Consider the following 16,247-nt stretch of genomic DNA (forward strand, 5'->3'; position numbering starts at 1 on the left):
CAGCTCGATGACTTGCGCCTCGACCGCCGGGGCCGTGCGCTGACCCGCCTTAACAGGTCAGCGCCCCTGGGACGCGGACTGCGCGATCTTGTCGAGGCGAGCCGCTTCGTCGTCGATCTTGTAGCTGTCCACGAACTCATCCGAGAGTGTGATGGACGACGCCCCGTCCGGGTCCACCTGCTCCAGCCGGCTATAGCTCTCGCGCTATGGCTAGATGGGTCGCTGTGCGTTAAGGTGTGCACATACCTTCCTCCCGTCAGGTAGGTACGCCAAAGGCCCGCCACTCGTGGCAGGTGTTTGGGACTATCGATCCGCTAGGTCGCCAAACTCATCGGATCGGACTTGACTCTTTCGCCCCTCGCATCTGCGGGGGGCGAAGTCTTTTATGCGACGTCGCTGATAGGCAGCTCCCCGTCGTGTGGTTCGGGCTGAGGCAACCAGTTCGGCACGCCACGGTCGCTCAGATCTTCCTCAAGATGAGCGACGACCGCCTCGAAAAATCCCGCGGAAGACATACCTGCCTGCGCGGCGATCTGATCGAAGCGGCGCTTGCGCTCTTCCTCCACAATCAGTGACAACCGGGCCGACGCTACGCGCGTGCCTCGCGGGATCTGCCGTCTGGTCATACCGGCGACGATAGCGGTGTCAACACCATGTGTCAGCCAACACGCCGGTCGAAGTGCTGTTAACACCACTAATGACACGTACGTGTCAACTGCTCAAGGCGCCGGCGGCACCGGGGGAGCACGTCGGCTCAGAACGCCTCAAGTGTGCTGCGCAGATTCCTACGGAATCCCGCCGATGCCGGCCCTTGACCCGCTCCGAGCCGACGTGCGGGCGGCAAGTATCAGCCGATGGCGAGGCATCGGCTGAACTGCCGAGGACCGAAGAGAGGATCACGAACGATGAGCATTCATGTCACGGTGTACGGGGCCGAGAGCTGCATGAAGTGCACGAACACCGGCACAGCGCTGCGCCTCGCCGGTATCGACTTCGAGCTCGTCGACGTCAACGTCACCGGCAGCTGCGAGCAGCCGGCGTGCGTGAGCTGCCGCTGGTAATCACAGACAAAGGTGACAGCTGGACGGGCCTGCGCGTCGACAAGATCGTCGAGCTACGCCGCGCCCACGGCGATCGCTGAGCCCCGCTCAGGGCGTAGTGGATGCCCGCGACGCCTCTAGGCGTGTTGCTAAACTTTCCCGCCTTGCGTTCGAGTACGCCTGCGCACCCCACCAATAGAGTGACGATGTGTCCCTCATTGTGACCGCCGACGTGTTCACTCCGGCGAAGCTACCGACCGTGACCGACGTCGACCGCACGGGCGTGTCGGCCGAACTATCGCGCTGGGTCAACCGAGGAGGCTTCTTCGTGTCGCTTCTCGGTACGACCAAGCTGGGCAAGACCACTCTGGTGAAGACCTTCCTCGCAGGGCTACCGGCGGACTCATGGTCGGTGTATCTACCCGGGCAAAGTCTGGGCAGTGGCGCTGACGATCTCTGGTTGAAGCTCGCTCAACAGCTCCAGATCCCGACGTCGAAGGAGTCTGGCTTGGCGAGCAGTGACAAGACGAGCTGGGGCTTCCTCACACGTCTGCAGTTGAGCTGGCTCGGTGCAGGAGCTGCGGTCCAGAGCAACGCTACGAATGAGCAGCAGGACAGCAGTTCCTCGGTCCAGAAGTTCAACGTCGATCCGTCGGTCGCGGTCACCGAGGCGGTCGGGCTGCTTCGCGCGAACAGCCGGAAGGTTGTTATCGCGATCGACGATTTCCACTTCGTGACCGATGCTGCGGCACGACGAGCCATCGTGCTTGCACTTCGTCCGCTGGCGGACCTCGGGTGCGCTGTCATCCTCAGCACGATTCCCGGGGGTGAGCTCGATCCCGCGTTCTCGACTACGAACACCGGCGGCCGCCGGAAGACGGTCACGGTACCCCGCTGGGGCGTTGAGGAACTCGAGCAGATCGCGACTCAGGGGCTCAAGGCGCTGCGATTGTGGGCCTCGCCGGACTTGATCACCAACCTGGCTGAACAGAGCTTCGGCAGCCCGCAGATCATGCAACAGCTCTGTCTCGACCTCTGCGAGATGGAGAACAACATTTTCCACCGCGACGAGCTGGAAGATGTCGAGGAGGTGTGCGCCCCCGACGATATGGACAAATTCTTCCGGTCTCTGGAGGATGACGAAGCCCTGGGCTGGCTAGCGAAGCTCTCCGCCGGGCCGGACCCGCGTCGTAAGCGTGGGAAGAAGACGTATCCCATTGACCCGCCGACTGAGCTCGACGGTTATCAGCTGATCATGCAGTCACTGCACGATTTCGGTTCTCCCCACGAGCTGCCGCTGGCGGAGCTGAAGAAACATGTGGGTGACCGTCTGCAGATGGAGGGGAAAGAGTTGGGCCGACTCGCACTCGAATTGAAGGCTCGCAATCTCGGTCTACTCGCATCAAAAGACACCACGTCAGCGCTGGAGGCGCAGAACCGCACCGTCTCCGAGGACACTCCCGACGACGAGAGCGATGAGGAGGAGTTCGCTTTTGCCGAGCTCGTTGCAGCGGAGGCCATACCTCAGCCAGTCTTTGAGCTGCAGGGCACCGGCATCCAGGCCTCGATCCGCATCTTGGACCCGCTTCTCTCGTACATGATCAAGTGGCACCCGGAGAAGATCGTCGAGTCGGGACGTGGATGACCGCGACCGCGAGCCCGCCGCAGCGGGGTAAGGCAGCGCGATGAAAGGCGTCAGACGCGCGCACATGGTTTCGCGGGGCTACTTGAAGGCCTGGGCGGATTCCCGTGGCGTGATCGAGGTCATCGACAAGCAGACGGACGAGAAGTACCCCTCGTCCATCAAGAACGCGACGATCGTCAGCTACGTCTACGACTCTGCCGTCCTAACCCAAGATCTAGAGGCCGAGTTCGCTGCAGTCGAAGATGCCGGGATCCCCGCGATCGACAGGCTCCGCCGCTGCGAGACCGACCTGTCGACCGACGACATGCACGCCCTGATCGCCTTCCTCGACATGCATCTACACCGGGGACGGTACGCCGATCGCGCCGGGGTGCGGATCCCTGCCCGAGTCGTGAAAACCGATGGAACAATCGAGGCCGCCGAACTCGCGCTCGGTGATCTCTTGACGCTCGGGCGAGGCCTGGGCGACGTAGTGCAGCTGCGCGACCTCAACCTCGAGCGCTGGCGATGGCGATGGCACATCCTCCCGCAGGAGCATCCCCTTGCCACGGGCGACGGAGCGGTTATGTTGTGGTCTCCGAGGGACGGAGCGCCGGTGTCAACGGTCACGTTTCCGTTGTCGCCTACACAACTCCTGGTTGTGGGCGAAGCGCTCCCAGATAACTTCCGCATCAATATCGCGATCGCCAAGAACAGCAAGCGATGGCTCGTAGGGGCTCGGGGAACCCTTAACCTGACGCGGGATCAGCCAGCGACCTGACGTGATCACGTATACCAGATAACCCCAGGTCAGCCACCCATTGGCAGTCACAAACGACGTCCACCTGTGGGCCAGGCGCTAACCGTCGAAAGCGTGAAGCTCGACGGGAACGTCGCTGCTACGACAAGCCCTCTGCGATAGCCGCCGCTAGGCCGTGTTGATCAAGATGTTTCGGCGTCTCGTGGGCGAGTCTTGACGGGTGACGCGACAAGAGATCTCTGACGAGGTGTGGGCTGTGCTGGAGCCGTTGATGCCGACGGTGACGGGCCGGTCTCGGCCGTGGACGGATCACCGTCTCGCCGTTGAGGGGATGGCGTGGAAGTTCCGCACCGGCGCGCCCTGGCGGGACGTGCCCGAGCGGTTCGGGAAGTGGAACTCGATCTACAAGCGTTTCAACCGGTGGGCCGGGGACGGCACATGGGAGAAGCTGCTGGCCGAGGTGCAGAAGCAGGCGGACGCCGCTGGGGAAATCGACTGGGTGGTCTCGATTGACTCCACGATCGCGCGCGTGCATCAGCACGGTGCGACCCTCGCCCGGGACACAGGGGGCTCCACCGAATCACAAGAATCCGCGGGTCGAGCCGCCTGATCACGGGATCGGGCGCTCCCGCGGCGGGCTGACAACGAAGGTGCATCTGGTCGCCGATGGGCGCGGCAGGCCGTTGGGCATGGTGCTCACCGGCGGCAACACCGCCGACACCACGATGCTCGCGGCCACGCTCGATGACATCTGCGTGCCCCGCGCGTCACGAGGGCGCCCGCGCACGCGACCTGATCGGGTACTCGCTGACAAGGGATACCCATCGAAGGCGAACCGGGCCTGGCTACGCGCGCACGGCATCGCGACGACCATCCCCGAACGCGACGATCAGATCGCGCACCGCCGGAAGAAGCCGGGCCGGCCGATCGACTTCGGCACCGATCAGAGAGAACGCTACAAAGGCCGCAACGTCGTCGAACGATGCTTCAACCGCCTCAAGCAGTGGCGCGGCATCGCAATGCGATCAGACAAAATCGCCCGAAACTACCGCGCTGCCATCTGCCTCTCCTCGACCCTCATCTGGATCAAGACCGACTTAATCAACACGCCCTAGGAGCCTGCTACGCCTGTTGGACCAGAATCCTCGAGCGCCAACGTCTGCCAGCTCCAGGATTCGGTCGGGACTGCTGCACGGACAGGTGACAAGGATTGTGAGGCGGAAGGGCGGCCCGAGTGGTGACGATGACTTCGTACGCGATGGGCTCAATCATCGTCGACGCTCCTGGCTACGACGGCGGCGTCGGTCGCATGTCCCTTGCGGATCGTCATGTACCGCATGAAACACCGAGGGCCGGGAACGGTCCGCGCCATCGTCGACACGCCTCCCCGGGGAACTCCCCTTCGCCGGAGTCGCCGGAGTCGCCGCACACGGCACCGGTGCGTACGTGAACTTCCAGGGCACGGTCGCGCAGGCCGATCTGCGCGTCGCCTACCCGCCCGCGACGCTCGCCCGGCTCCGCGCGGTCAAACGTTCCTGCGACCCGGGCAACCTGTTCGCGCGCAACCTCAACATCGCGCCCGCCCGCGGGGCGACGGTGTGAGCGCCGCGTTCGTCTCCGGCGTCGGCCCTTCGAAATCTGAGACCGAACGGATTGTCGCGCGCATTCGCTGCGATACGGTGATAGCAGTCCCACCGGACCTCTGCGGACACGCAGTGTCACCACGGTGACCAGGTCGTCGAGCGCAGCGGTTCGCGAGCGACCAGGTCGGGCTGAAAGGGAGGCGGCCTGTGCGGAGAACCCTCAGGGCCACAGTCTGGTTCGGCGCCTACATCGCGGTCATCGTGCTCCCGCTCGCCTTCGCGGCGATCGGCGTGGTCGAAGACCGGCGAGGTTTCTGGACCGAGTTTTCCGTGGCTCTCGGATTCGTGGGCCTGGCGATGATGGGGCTGCAATTCGTGCTCGTGGCTCGCTTCCAGACACTCGCCAGACCGTTCGGCGAGGACGCCCTGGTGCACTTTCATCGGTACGTCGGTGTCGCCGGAACGGCCTTCATCTTCGCTCATCCGGTGCTGCTGATCGTATTGGTCGACCCGACCTACATCGAGCGCGTCAACCCGTTCACGGCGCCGTGGGCCGGGCGGTTCGGGACGTTGGCCGTGGTGTGCCTGCTGGTGGTGATCGCGACGTCGGTGTGGCGGTTGAAGCTGCGCATCTCGTACGAGGTCTGGCAGGCGCTGCACCTCGTCCTGTCGACGGTTGCGGTGGCTGCTGCCCTGGTTCACGTCCAGCTGATCCACCACTACGTCGACCTCCCGTGGAAGCGGGCGCTCTGGGTCCTGATGAGCGCCGGGTTCCTCGTCCTGTTCCTCTGGGTGCGCGTCTTGCGCCCGGTCCTGCGCACCCGCAGACCGTGGCGTGTCGCCGAGGTGAAGGACCAGCCCGGAGACGTCACCGCGGTGACGCTCCAACCGGTCGGCCACAGCGGGTTCAGCTTCGCTCCCGGCCAGTTCGGCTGGCTCTCGGTCGATCGGTCGCCTTTCGCCGTCACCCAGCATCCCTTCTCGTTCTCCTCGAACGGCGACGACCCGAGCCGGGTGGAGGTGAGCATCAAGAAGCTCGGCGACTTCACGTCGACGATCGGGTCGGTGCGGCCCGGCACCGTGGCCTATCTCGACGGTCCCCACGGGGTGTTCTCGCCGGACTTCCACGAGGGTCCTGGGCTCGTGCTCATCGCCGGAGGCGTAGGCATCGGCCCGATCATGAGCATCCTGCGGACGCTCGCCGCCCGAGGCGACTCCCGACCGTGCCATCTGTTCTACGGTTCGAGGCGGCTCGAGGACGCGACCTACCGGGACGAGATCCGCGACCTCTCCCGGACACTGACGCTCGAGGTCCACGCGGTCCTCTCGGACCCCGAAGACACCTGGGCCGGCGAGCGGGGATACGTGGACGAGGAGAAGCTGCACCGGCTCCTGCCGCGGGACACGTACCCGACATACCAGTACTTCATCTGCGGGCCGGGTGCGATGCAGGACGCCATGGAGGATGCACTGGGGCGGCTCGGCGTCCCCGCGGACCGGGTTCACACCGAACGCTTCAACTTCGTTTAGGAGGTTCCATGCGGCACAGATATACGCAAGCCGCAGCCGTGGTTGTCACGGCTGTCACCCTCCTCGCCTGCTTCCTCTTCGCGGTCCTCCAGAACTGACACAGCACTCGCCAGACCTGGAACTGCCTCGGCGGGTCCTCACGAGGACGACGACGTCGGTGGGCTAGATGTACAGGGTCTCCCCCCTGCGACCACGGCACGCCCAGACGCGTTGGGCACGATCGACGAGATGCGCCTCCACGGGCGTGAGGAAGGAATTGGTGACAACTGATCGTTAGGGCGTGTTGATCAAGAAGGTGCGGGGTGGCCAGCCGCCGCGAGTTGCGCGGGAGAATGGGCGTGTGAAGATCCAGGTGCTGCATATCGAGGATTGCCCGAATTGGCAGGAGGCGGGCGATCGAGTACGGCTGGTGCTCGACTCGATCGGACGGGGCGATGTTCCGGTGGAGTTCGTGTTGATTCGCACCGAGGCTGAGGCGGTGAGCTCTGGTTTCGCGGGCTCGCCCACGATTCTTCTGGACGGTCAGGACTTGTTCCCGTCCCAGGGGAACACTGCCGACTTGGCGTGCAGGGTCTATCTGACCGAGCGCGGCTTTGCGGGTGCGCCGACGGTGGGACAGCTTGAGCGCACGCTGCAGGAGCGCGAAGCGCTCAGCGGAGATCGGTCTTGATCCAGATCAGCGCCGCGGCGAGGCTGACGGCGGCTCGGTAGTTGCGGGCGAGTTTGTCCGAGCGCATCGCGATGCCGCGCCACTGCTTGAGACGGTTGAAGCAGCGTTCTACGACGTTGCGTCCCTTGTAGCGTTCCTTCTGCTTGTCGCCGAAAGCGATCGGCCGGCCCGGCTTCTTGCGGCGGTGCGCGATCTGGTCGTCCCGCTCGGGGATGGTCGCCGCGATCCTCCGGTCGCGGAGCCAGGCGCGGTTCGCCCTTGAGGGGTACCGCTTGTCGGCGAGCACCCGGTCGGGGCGGGTGCGGGGGCGGCCCTTCCCGTCGCGGGGAACGCGGATGTTCTCCAGCACCGCGCTCATCATCGTGGTGTCGTTGATGTTCCCGGCGGTGATCATCATGCTCAGCGGCCGGCCGCGGCCGTCGCAGACCAGGTGCAGTTTGGTCGTCAGCCCGCCGCGGGAGCGTCCGATCCCGTGATCAGGCGGCTCGGACCACGGATTCTTGTGATTCGGCACAGCCCCCTGTGTCCCGGGCGAGGGTCGCGCCGTGCTGATGCACGCGCGCGATCGTGGAGTCGATCGAGACGACCCAGTCGATTTCCCCAGCGGCGTCGGCCTGCTTCTGCACCTCGGTGAGCAGCTTCTGCCAGGTGCCGTCCCCGGCCCACCGGTTGAACCGCTTGTAGATCGAGTTCCACTTCCCGAACCGTTCCGGAACGTCACGCCACGGCGCACCGGTCCGGTACTTCCACGCCATCCCCTCGATAGCGAGCCGGTGATCCGTCCACGGCCGCGACCGACCGGTCACCGTCGGCATCAACGGCTCCATCACGGCCCACACCTCGTCAGAGATCTCCTGTCGCGTCACCGTTCAAGACTCACCCACCGAGGAGCGGAACCTCTTGATCAACACGCCCTAGGGGGTGAGCACGGCGTGGGAGAAGGTCTGAATGGCTGCGAGAGCCTTGCCAGAGTACTCGACGATCTGGCTAGTGAACGGTGTTTGACCGCGAGCTCGGGTCGAAGCCGCTGTGAGCATCCAGTCGATGCTCGGGTCCATTGTTGCGGACTTCTTGTCCATGTGGTGCGCCGCAACACCGTTCCGGAGGCTCTCGATCGCGGTCATGAATTCCGTGTCACGGCGAATCTCTTTGAAGGCTTCGCGAAGGTCACGGGCGGCAGCCTCGTGACGCTCAGGGTCGGCCTTCGACGCGGTGCCAGGGCGCCGCATCTCTCGGATAGCCGCACCTATCGCTTGAGGCGCGCGTTCCAGGACCTCGTGCAGATGAAGCGCGAGGTACTTTTCCCAGACGTATCGATCTTTCGGGGATTCCAGCACCTCGTGCAGCATCACTTTTGTCTCGTAGTCAATCACTGCCATGTAGAAGATCAGTTCTACACCTGGTCGGTGGGATCCCCAGTCGGGTCGTTTCTTGGCAGAGACGATGACGAAGGCAGTGTCCTCAACCGCTTTTCGCGCCTGCTCGATCGATTCGACGTACTTGATCGGATCCCACCAGTCTGGTCTCACCCCCTGATCATCGCGCAAGAAGCGCCCGTTCGGGTACGCAGTGTCGGACATCGATCGTCAGCGTCCCGTTTGGCGTCGTCACAAGGTGGCTCAGCAACTAGATTCATCGCTGGAAAGGGCACAACAGCCTCTCCCCCGATAATCTACGTTATGTCAGTTCATTGGGCGCGGGGAACGTGGGCAGCACCGTCAAGGATTGCCGGATCTATCCCCCCTCCCGTTCTGCAGCCGATCACCTTCGCGCTCCAACGCTCTGAGTCAAAGGGCCTGCGACCTCAACCAGCAATGCGCTGGGAGCAGCCTCAGCACCAACGCGCACTAGATCAACGACGGCGGCAACGCCGTGGACTTCATCAGCCTCAGCGGTGCCGATCGGTCACGTACGCGCAGCCAGCCCTGGCCCGAGGCCATCGACGGCAGCAACGGTCGCGACTACGGTTTGAGCGTGACACCTGGCACCTCACCAGATTTCGAGCGAGATCTAGCAACCGAGCCAAGCTATCCGAGATGGCCCGCTCTGAAGCGAGAGCGTGCGCTGCAACACTCAGCCGCGCTGTACCACCTCTATCTGACGTACATGGAGAGTCTCGGACCCACCACAGTTGTCACGTACGACGACGGTTACGCGACCGTGCGCGCACGGATCACACATCACCCACCGGCATATGAGTGGTCTCTCGTATTCGGCGACATCATCCACAACTACCGTGCGTCTCTCGACGCTCTAACGTGGGCAGTCGCGCACCTTGACGACCGAGACCCCCCGAACCCCGTCCAGATTCAGTTCCCGATCGCGACGTCAGCTTCCGATTGGAGGAAGCTCAACAAGCAGCAGTGGTTCGGACAGCTTCCGGAGTTCATTCGAAACCGGCTTCACGACCTACAGCCCTACCGCCTCCCAGACCCAGCCAACGCGGTGGCTGCTGTCCTCCATAAGCTGGACATCGAGGACAAGCATCACGAGTCACTCGAGATCAGTGTCTTCGCACGCAGCGCGCAAGAAATGCCCATCGCGTTCACATCAGACGAACCTGATGTGATTTTCGAAGTGGAGAGCACTGCGGAGTATCCTCACCGCCCAGGGCCGATCAGCGACGGCGATGTCGTCTTCCGAATCAAACTTGACGGTCGCGCCCGACTCATGGAAGCCCCCATGCTCCCTCTGCAGCTCACAACGAGTCTGAACGGAAAAACGCGCGACGTGTGGCATCTCCTCAGAACGGTTGATGCGCAGGTTGCACTCACTCTTGCGAGTGTCGAGAGTGGTCAGGCCTCCCCCCGTTTCCAGATGATTCGGCAAGAGATGGAAGAGTAGTCCGCCGCCCTTGGGGAACAGAGCGGAGGGGCATCACGAGGGCGTGACAGATGCATCAGGGCGAAGCGGTTACAGGAACGAGTGTTTTGACAGCGCTCGTCGTACACTCGACGCCCCGACTCCGAGCACGCGGCCAATGCTCTCCCAGCTGTGGAGTTCGGCGCGCAGCTGCCGAGCTGTGGCGATGCGCTCCGGGGTCATGACGCTCGGGCGGCCACCAACCCTCCCCTGCGCACGCGCGTACTCGAGGCCGCGTTGCGTGTTCTCGCGAATCGTGCCCACACGCAACTGCGCGAACACCGCGACGATCCCGAACAGGGCGCGACCCATGGGCGACGTCGTGTCGATCATCGGCTCTGTGAGGCTGACGATGTTCACCTGGCGCGCGTCGAGGTCCTGCAGCGTCTCGATGAGGATGCGCTCACTGCCGGCGAGGCGATCGAGCCGGCGCACTTTTAACGTGTCCCCCGGCCGCAAGTAGTCGAGGCACGCAACCCACTGCGGGCGATCGGTGACGCGGCTCGATTCGCCGTGGTCGACGAAGACACGCTCGCAGCCGGCGGCGCGGAGTTCGGCGGCCTGAGCGTCTGGGTTCTGCTCCCGCTTCGAGACTCGGGCGTAGCCGACTTCATGTGCCATGCCGAAAACGGTACTGCCGAGGTTCCGGCGCGATTCGGTTTCGGCAGGGGGTTTCGGCGGATCGATCCTCGGCGTGTCGCGCGCCTGCTCGTCGACGTCGACGAGCCCGCCGGAAACGATCAGTTTCGGCACCTTGCGGAAACCTACAAACGGGAGCGGTGGGTCACACGACAGACGTCAAAGCGCGGGCGTCGCGCTCCCATGCCTGGGTTGCCATCTGCACGGCGTCCCAGGGGGAGCCGAGCGGGGGCGTGTAGGAGAGGTCGAGGTCGCTCATCCCGGCAACCGTCATGCCGTAGTGCAGGGCGGTGGCGTAGGTGTCGACGCGCTTGGAGATTTCGGCGCCGCGGGTGCCGACGAGCTGTGCACCCAGGAGGCGGCCGTCGCGGGTGTCTCCGGTGATGCGGATGCTGATGGGGGTGGCTCCGGGGTAGTAGCGTTTGTGGTCGTCCGCAATGGCGGTGTAGCTGTGCGGGGCGTAGTCCGCGGCGGCGGCTTCGTGATCGCGGAGGCCGGTGCGGGCGGCTACGACGTCGAAGACCTTGACGACCTGGGTGCCGAGGCTGCCGGCGAATCGGGCGTTGCCGCCGATGGCGTTTTCTCCGGCGACGCGGCCCTGCTTGTGTGAGGTGGTGCCGAGGGGCAGGTAGGTGACGCCGAGGAGGCGGTGGTGGGTGACCACGCCGTCTCCGGCTGCCCACACGTTCGGCAGGCCGGTGCGCATGTGCTCGTCGACGACGACCGCGCCACCGGCCCCCGTGGTTGCGCCGGCCGCGGTGAGGAGGCTGGTGTTGGGGCGCACGCCCACGACGACGAGCACGAGGTCGGCGCTGCGGGAGAAAGCGTCACCGTCGCGGATGCCGGTCACGGTGAGCCGGCCCGCGTCGCGGGTGACAGCTTCGATGCGCGTTCCGGTGAGCACGTCGACGCCGTGGCGGGTGAGTTCGTCGCGGACGAGGGAGCCGAGTTCGGGGTCGAGGGTGGAGAGCACTTCGGGGCCGCGTTGGAGTTGGGTGACGTGCAGGCCCCGGACGGTGAGGGCTTCGGCCATTTCGAGGCCGACGTAGCCGGCGCCGACGATGATCGCGGTTTCGGGCTGGTGCTCGTCGAGGTAGCGCTCCAGGGCGAAGGTGTCGCCCATCGAGTGCAGCAGGTGCACGCCGTCGTCGGGGCCGAGCTGGTCGAGGCCGGCGATGCCGGCGGTGGACGGGGATGCTCCGGTGCCGACCATGAGCTCGTCGTACGCGATCGTCGATTCGGTGCCGGCGGCGTCGCGGACGGTGAGCGTGCGCCCGTCGACGTCGATGCCGGTGGCGAGGGTGTCCAGGCGCAGGTTCATGCCGGTGGCTTCGAGGTCGGCGTGCGTGCGGTGCGCGAGGGATTGCCAGGGCTGCACTTCTCGGGAGAAGTAGTAGGGGATGCCGCAGATGGAGAAGTTCGGGTAGGCGTCGGCCACGACGACGGTGACGTCGACGGAGGGGTCGAGTTCGCGGGCGCGCAGGGCGGTGGAGATGCCGGCGTCGCTTCCGCCGATGGCTACGAGGTGCATCAGGCTCTCCTCTTACGCTGTCGCGGTGGTCAGTTCGGAAAGTAGCTGCTGTACTCGGGCTTGGACGTCGTCCCGGATTTCGCGGACGGCCACGATGTCGAGATCTGCGGGGTCGGTGAGGTCCCAGTCGAGGTATCTCTTACCGGGGTAGATCGGGCACGCGTCGCCGCAGCCCATGGTGATCACGGCGTCTGCGGCACGGACGACGTCGTCGGTGAGGGGTTTGGGGAACTCTTCGTTGACGTCGATCCCCAGCTCCGCCAACGCTTCGACCACGACGGGGAGGATGCCTTGGCCGGGCTGTGATCCGGCGGAGCGGACGTGCACTCGGTCGCCGGCGAGGTGACGGGTGAGTGCGGCGGCCATCTGGGAGCGACCGGAGTTTTGTACGCACACGTAGAGCACTTCCGGGACGGGCTTGGGGATGAAGCCGCGGGACTGTGCCAGCGCGGTGAGTCGGTCGCGGGAGAACTTTTCCGCAAGTGATGGCAGGTGGGTGGAGACGGTCGCCGTGCGGGCGAGTGCGGTGTAGGACTCGAAAACGACGCGTTCGACCGTTTCCGCCCCCACCATGCCGGTGAACTGGGCAGTGAGACGTTCCGCGGCGCGGTGCAGCACTGAGTCCGCGGAGAGCAGCGCGTCTTGCCCTTTCTGCCAGGTCATGCGACACCACGGGCGGGGAGGAGCTCTTCGATGAGCGCTTCCACGCGTCGGCGGATCTCGTCGCGGATCGGGCGGACAGCGTCGATGCCCTGACCGGCGGGGTCGTCCAGCTCCCAGTCCTCGTACCGTTTGCCGGGGAAGATCGGGCAGGCGTCTCCGCAGCCCATCGTGATCACGGCGTCGGATTCTTTGACGGCTTCGACGGTCAGAACCTTCGGGGTGTTCCCTGTGATGTCGATGCCCTCTTCGGCCATGGCCTCGACGGCGACCGGGTTGATCTGATCCTTGGGGGCGGATCCGGCAGAGAGGACCTGGATGCGTCCTTGCGCGAGCTCGCGGAGGTAGCCGGCGGCCATTTGCGAGCGACCGGCGTTGTGGACGCACACGAACAGGACAGTGGGGGTATCAGACATGGTGGGCTCTCTTTCGTGTCCTCGAAGCATAGAGGATCATCTATGTATCAGACTACAACGCTGAGTGAACGGGAAGTGACTCACCCTCGCCTGAGGCCCGGTAGGAGGTCGCGCACGCGATGGTCGATGTCGTCCCGGATGGTTCTGAGTTCTGTCAGAGAGAGCCCGACGGGGTCGGGAATGTTCCAGTCGTGGTGCGTCGCGCCGATTCGGGGTACGCAGATGTCGCCGCATCCCATCGTGATGACGATGTCGGCGGCCTCGAGGACTTCGGTGGTGAGGGGTTTGGGGTATTCGCCATCGAGCGAGAGGCCGACTTCGTCAAGCACGGTGATGATGGATGAGCGCACATCGTCTGCCGGCGCGGAGCCTGCGGTGTGCACGCGGATGTAAGGGCCGGCGAGCCGGCGGAGGACGCTCGCTGCGATCTGCGACCGTCCGGCGTTCTGTACGCACACGAAGAGGACGGTGACGTCGGGGTCGCGATGGAGTTGGTCTTTGAGGGACGCTTCGATTCGCTCGGTGGCGAAGGCGGCGGTGCGGGAGGCCAAGAGGTGGTGTGGTGTGGACTCGGAGAGACGTGTATGAGCGTCGGACACGACCTTTCGCACCTCTTCGCGTGTCCGGGTGCCATGAAACCTCACGAGAAGATCGCTCACCACGCGGTCTAGATCCGGCGGTGCGGAGGGTCGCTGGTCCGCCAGAGAAAGTAGCGCGGTGATCTTGTCGCGATGAGGCGGGGCGATGGCGTACCAGGTGCGCCGACCCTCGGGCTGGCGGGTCACGATCCCCTCGTCCATCAGCCGCCTCATGTGATGGCTGACGGTCGGCTGTCGCAGACCGAGGATTTGTGCGGTCTCTCCAACGAGGACTCGGCCGGTATCGGCCATCGACATCAGCCGCAAGAGCGCCATACGGGTAGGGTCAGCGAGAACGTATGCCGTTCGGGTCGCGTCCGACACCACCGCATCCATAGATGAAAGTCTATCTTCAGGTAGGATCACAGTGTGACCTCTTCCCACGGGAGCCCCGCAGCCGGTGCGAGCGCACCGCTCGGCCGCTCCGCCGCGGAAGATCTCGCTCGGACGCTGCGAGCGGTGGCAGATCCGACGCGGTTGCAGATGTTGAGCGTCATTTTGGACTCGGAGTCTGGGCGTGCAACCGTAAAGCAACTGACCGACGCCCTGGGGTTGCGGCAGCCGACGGTCACCCACCACGTGCGCATCCTTGTAGATGACGGTCTCCTGGCTCGTGAGCCGGAGGGCAAGTACGTGTGGCTTTCGGTGGTTCCGTCTCGGCGTAGCGCGATCGAGGATCTGCTGCGGTGATCGAGCGTGCGCGGCACCGTGTCGGGCGCCCGCTGGATGACGATGCCGCGCAGGAACGTGCCGCGCAGGCCGCAGTGCTCGGCGATCTGCTCACGTTGCGAGTGCTGAGTGCTCTGGCCGCGGGAGCTCCGGCCGACGTGCTCTCCTCGTTGCTGCATGTTCCGGCTATCGAGGTGGAGGACGCGATTGCCCGGTTGTTGGCCGTGAACATCGTGCACACTGACGAGGTGGGGGCACACGTGTTGCCGGCGGCATCGTGGGTGCGTTTCGGGCGTTTGTTGGTGGGCGATATGCCGGCCCTGCCCGAACCCGACACCGCTCCGACCGTTGCCGTGTTGCCGGCGGCGATCGCGACGGTGGCGCACGATCTTTCGTACCGGTTCGCTTCCACGTTCAGCAGCGAGACGGTGTCGCAGTATGTCGTGGAGAGCTACCTGCTGCTCAGTCAGAGAGCCCGGGTGCGGAAGCATTTGCCCTCGCTGACGGCACGATATGCCGCTGATCGTCTTGACGCTCTGGCGTCGGCGCAGGGTCTGGTGCTTCGCGGCACGCCTGAGGTGCTGTTCGTCTGTGTTCAGAATGCCGGTCGTTCGCAGATCGCGGCCGCGTATCTGCGGTATCTCGCGGGCGATCGTGTCCATGTGCGCACCGCGGGGTCGCAGCCAGCCGACGCGGTCCACCCTCGAGTCGTTGATGCCCTCGCCGAGGTGGGTGTTCCTCTCTCTGACGAGTATCCGAAGCCGTTGACGGACGAGGTCGTGCAGGCCGCGGACTTCGTGGTCACGATGGGGTGCGGGGATGCGTGCCCGGTGTACCCCGGTCGCCGCTACATGGATTGGGATCTTGACGATCCACTCACCCTCGACGACGAGGGGCTGCGGGTGGTTCGCGACCAGATCCGAGGGCACGTTGAGGATCTTCTGGCCGAGATGGGGATAACGTCTCACGCGGCCAGTCGGTAGCCGATGCCGCGGTGGGTTTCGATCACCGCGTCCCTCGGGGCGCCCGTGAGCGCGGCGAACCGCGACCGGAGACCCGCGACCATGACCCTGATGGATGCTTGCCGTTGTGTTCCACCACCGTGCGTGTCTGCGAGCTCGTCGAGTGTAACGATCCGCGGGTAGGACATCGCCAACATCAACAGGATGTCGAACTCCCTCGGAGTGGTCGTGATCGGTGTGCCGTACAGCTCGACCCGGTGCCGGTCCGTATCGACCAGCAGCGCGCCCACCGCGACCGTGCTCGGCACCTCCACGGATGCGGGGGGCAGCTGTCGCAACGCGGACGCGAGGCGTTCGGGGGTGAGCGGAAGGTCCACGACGCCGCCCACGCCGGCGGCGATCGCGGTATCTACTGTGGCGATCCCGTTGGAGGGATGTATTCCGAACAGCACCGTCGATTTGCTGGTGGCGATCGACAGCTCCAGGACGGCGGCGATGTCTTGGCAGGCCACGTCAGAGGACACCAGCAGGATCGTGTGCGGGTCGCGGATCAGCTCCGTCAGCGCGCTGATGATGTCGGTTCGCCGGATCAACGACGCACCGAAGTGGCGGAATTCGGCGACGGTTCCTCGAACCACGTTCGGGTCGGTGGACAGCACGACG

Annotated in this window: 19 protein-coding genes; 10 read left to right on the forward strand and 9 right to left on the reverse strand. The window is 64.9% G+C overall.

Features of this window, described 5'->3' with window-relative positions:
* Positions 1–383: 383 nt before the first annotated feature.
* Complete coding sequence (locus tag JOF37_RS07900; RefSeq protein ID WP_162815385.1) at positions 384–626, reverse strand: hypothetical protein; 243 nt, start codon at positions 624–626, stop codon at positions 384–386.
* Positions 627–905: 279 nt separating this feature from the next.
* On the opposite strand from JOF37_RS07900, the gene JOF37_RS07905 reads away from it, so the two are divergent.
* The 7 genes from JOF37_RS07905 (at position 906) to JOF37_RS07935 (ending at position 7,207) form a co-directional block, all read left to right on the forward strand.
* A complete protein-coding gene (locus JOF37_RS07905; protein WP_245338120.1) occupies positions 906–1,061 on the forward strand; it encodes a thioredoxin domain-containing protein in 156 nt (51 codons plus the stop codon).
* Between the two features lie 187 nt (positions 1,062–1,248).
* On the forward strand, positions 1,249–2,685 hold the full coding sequence (locus JOF37_RS07910) for a hypothetical protein (RefSeq protein WP_210006346.1): 1,437 nt from the start codon (positions 1,249–1,251) through the stop codon (positions 2,683–2,685).
* A gap of 64 nt (positions 2,686–2,749) precedes the next feature.
* Positions 2,750–3,445, forward strand: coding sequence for a DUF4238 domain-containing protein (locus JOF37_RS07915; RefSeq protein WP_245338555.1), 696 nt, complete (start codon positions 2,750–2,752; stop codon positions 3,443–3,445).
* Between the two features lie 250 nt (positions 3,446–3,695).
* A protein-coding gene (locus tag JOF37_RS07920; protein WP_245338556.1) for an IS5 family transposase occupies positions 3,696–4,539 on the forward strand; the annotation gives its coding sequence in 2 pieces (ribosomal slippage) (positions 3,696–3,989 and positions 3,991–4,539; 843 coding nt in all).
* A 331-nt stretch (positions 4,540–4,870) separates the two neighbouring features.
* Complete coding sequence (locus JOF37_RS07925; RefSeq protein ID WP_115931749.1) at positions 4,871–5,026, forward strand: BBE domain-containing protein; 156 nt, start codon at positions 4,871–4,873, stop codon at positions 5,024–5,026.
* 188 nt (positions 5,027–5,214) lie between these two features.
* Entirely contained in the window at positions 5,215–6,537 is a 1,323-nt protein-coding gene (locus JOF37_RS07930; RefSeq protein ID WP_115931750.1) for a ferredoxin reductase family protein, read from the forward strand.
* 340 nt (positions 6,538–6,877) lie between these two features.
* A complete protein-coding gene (locus tag JOF37_RS07935) occupies positions 6,878–7,207 on the forward strand; it encodes a hypothetical protein (protein WP_026095586.1) in 330 nt (109 codons plus the stop codon).
* Here the strand turns inward: JOF37_RS07935 and JOF37_RS07940 are convergent.
* Positions 7,188–8,034, reverse strand: a protein-coding gene (locus JOF37_RS07940) for an IS5 family transposase (protein ID WP_245338559.1) whose coding sequence is annotated in 2 segments (ribosomal slippage) — positions 7,188–7,727 and positions 7,729–8,034 — 846 coding nt in all. Because the reading frame shifts where the segments join, the coding sequence is not laid out codon by codon here. The two genes, JOF37_RS07935 and JOF37_RS07940, sit on opposite strands and share 20 nt — an antisense overlap.
* Before the next feature lie 87 nt (positions 8,035–8,121).
* Positions 8,122–8,787 (reverse strand): hypothetical protein, encoded by a 666-nt coding sequence (locus JOF37_RS07945; RefSeq protein ID WP_210006349.1) that lies wholly within the window; start codon positions 8,785–8,787, stop codon positions 8,122–8,124.
* Positions 8,788–9,181: 394 nt separating this feature from the next.
* Between JOF37_RS07945 and JOF37_RS07950 the strand changes: the two genes are divergently transcribed.
* The gene (locus JOF37_RS07950; RefSeq protein WP_210006350.1) at positions 9,182–10,051 is read left to right on the forward strand and encodes a hypothetical protein; all 870 of its coding nucleotides are present in this window, start codon (positions 9,182–9,184) and stop codon (positions 10,049–10,051) included.
* Between the two features lie 69 nt (positions 10,052–10,120).
* Here JOF37_RS07950 and JOF37_RS07955 read toward each other — a convergent pair whose 3' ends face one another.
* The 5 genes from JOF37_RS07955 to JOF37_RS07975 form a co-directional block, all read right to left on the reverse strand.
* Positions 10,121–10,822 (reverse strand): recombinase family protein, encoded by a 702-nt coding sequence (locus JOF37_RS07955; RefSeq protein ID WP_307803445.1) that lies wholly within the window; start codon positions 10,820–10,822, stop codon positions 10,121–10,123.
* Positions 10,823–10,853: 31 nt separating this feature from the next.
* Positions 10,854–12,239: an FAD-dependent oxidoreductase gene (locus JOF37_RS07960; protein WP_210006351.1), complete on the reverse strand. Its 1,386-nt coding sequence runs from the start codon at positions 12,237–12,239 to the stop codon at positions 10,854–10,856.
* A gap of 12 nt (positions 12,240–12,251) precedes the next feature.
* The gene (locus tag JOF37_RS07965) at positions 12,252–12,902 is read right to left on the reverse strand and encodes an arsenate reductase ArsC (RefSeq protein ID WP_210006352.1); all 651 of its coding nucleotides are present in this window, start codon (positions 12,900–12,902) and stop codon (positions 12,252–12,254) included.
* Entirely contained in the window at positions 12,899–13,315 is a 417-nt protein-coding gene (locus JOF37_RS07970) for an arsenate reductase ArsC (RefSeq protein ID WP_210006353.1), read from the reverse strand. Before JOF37_RS07970 ends, JOF37_RS07965 begins: the two co-directional genes overlap by 4 nt.
* 80 nt (positions 13,316–13,395) lie before the next feature.
* Positions 13,396–14,289 carry a metalloregulator ArsR/SmtB family transcription factor gene (locus JOF37_RS07975; RefSeq protein WP_210006354.1) on the reverse strand — a complete coding sequence of 298 codons (894 nt, stop codon included), beginning with the start codon at positions 14,287–14,289 and terminating at the stop codon, positions 13,396–13,398.
* A 33-nt stretch (positions 14,290–14,322) separates the two neighbouring features.
* Between JOF37_RS07975 and JOF37_RS15515 the strand changes: the two genes are divergently transcribed.
* Together JOF37_RS15515 and JOF37_RS07985 are read left to right on the forward strand one after the other, a co-directional pair.
* Positions 14,323–14,643: an ArsR/SmtB family transcription factor gene (locus tag JOF37_RS15515; protein WP_210006355.1), complete on the forward strand. Its 321-nt coding sequence runs from the start codon at positions 14,323–14,325 to the stop codon at positions 14,641–14,643.
* Positions 14,640–15,605 (forward strand): arsenate reductase ArsC, encoded by a 966-nt coding sequence (locus JOF37_RS07985; RefSeq protein ID WP_307803446.1) that lies wholly within the window; start codon positions 14,640–14,642, stop codon positions 15,603–15,605. Before JOF37_RS15515 ends, JOF37_RS07985 begins: the two co-directional genes overlap by 4 nt.
* Here JOF37_RS07985 and JOF37_RS07990 read toward each other — a convergent pair.
* A complete protein-coding gene (locus JOF37_RS07990) occupies positions 15,587–16,243 on the reverse strand; it encodes a winged helix-turn-helix domain-containing protein (RefSeq protein ID WP_210006356.1) in 657 nt (218 codons plus the stop codon). The genes JOF37_RS07985 and JOF37_RS07990 overlap by 19 nt on opposite strands.
* Between the last annotated feature and the right edge of the window lie 4 nt (positions 16,244–16,247).

Source organism: Microbacterium imperiale, from assembly GCF_017876655.1.
Classification (GTDB): domain Bacteria; phylum Actinomycetota; class Actinomycetes; order Actinomycetales; family Microbacteriaceae; genus Microbacterium; species Microbacterium imperiale.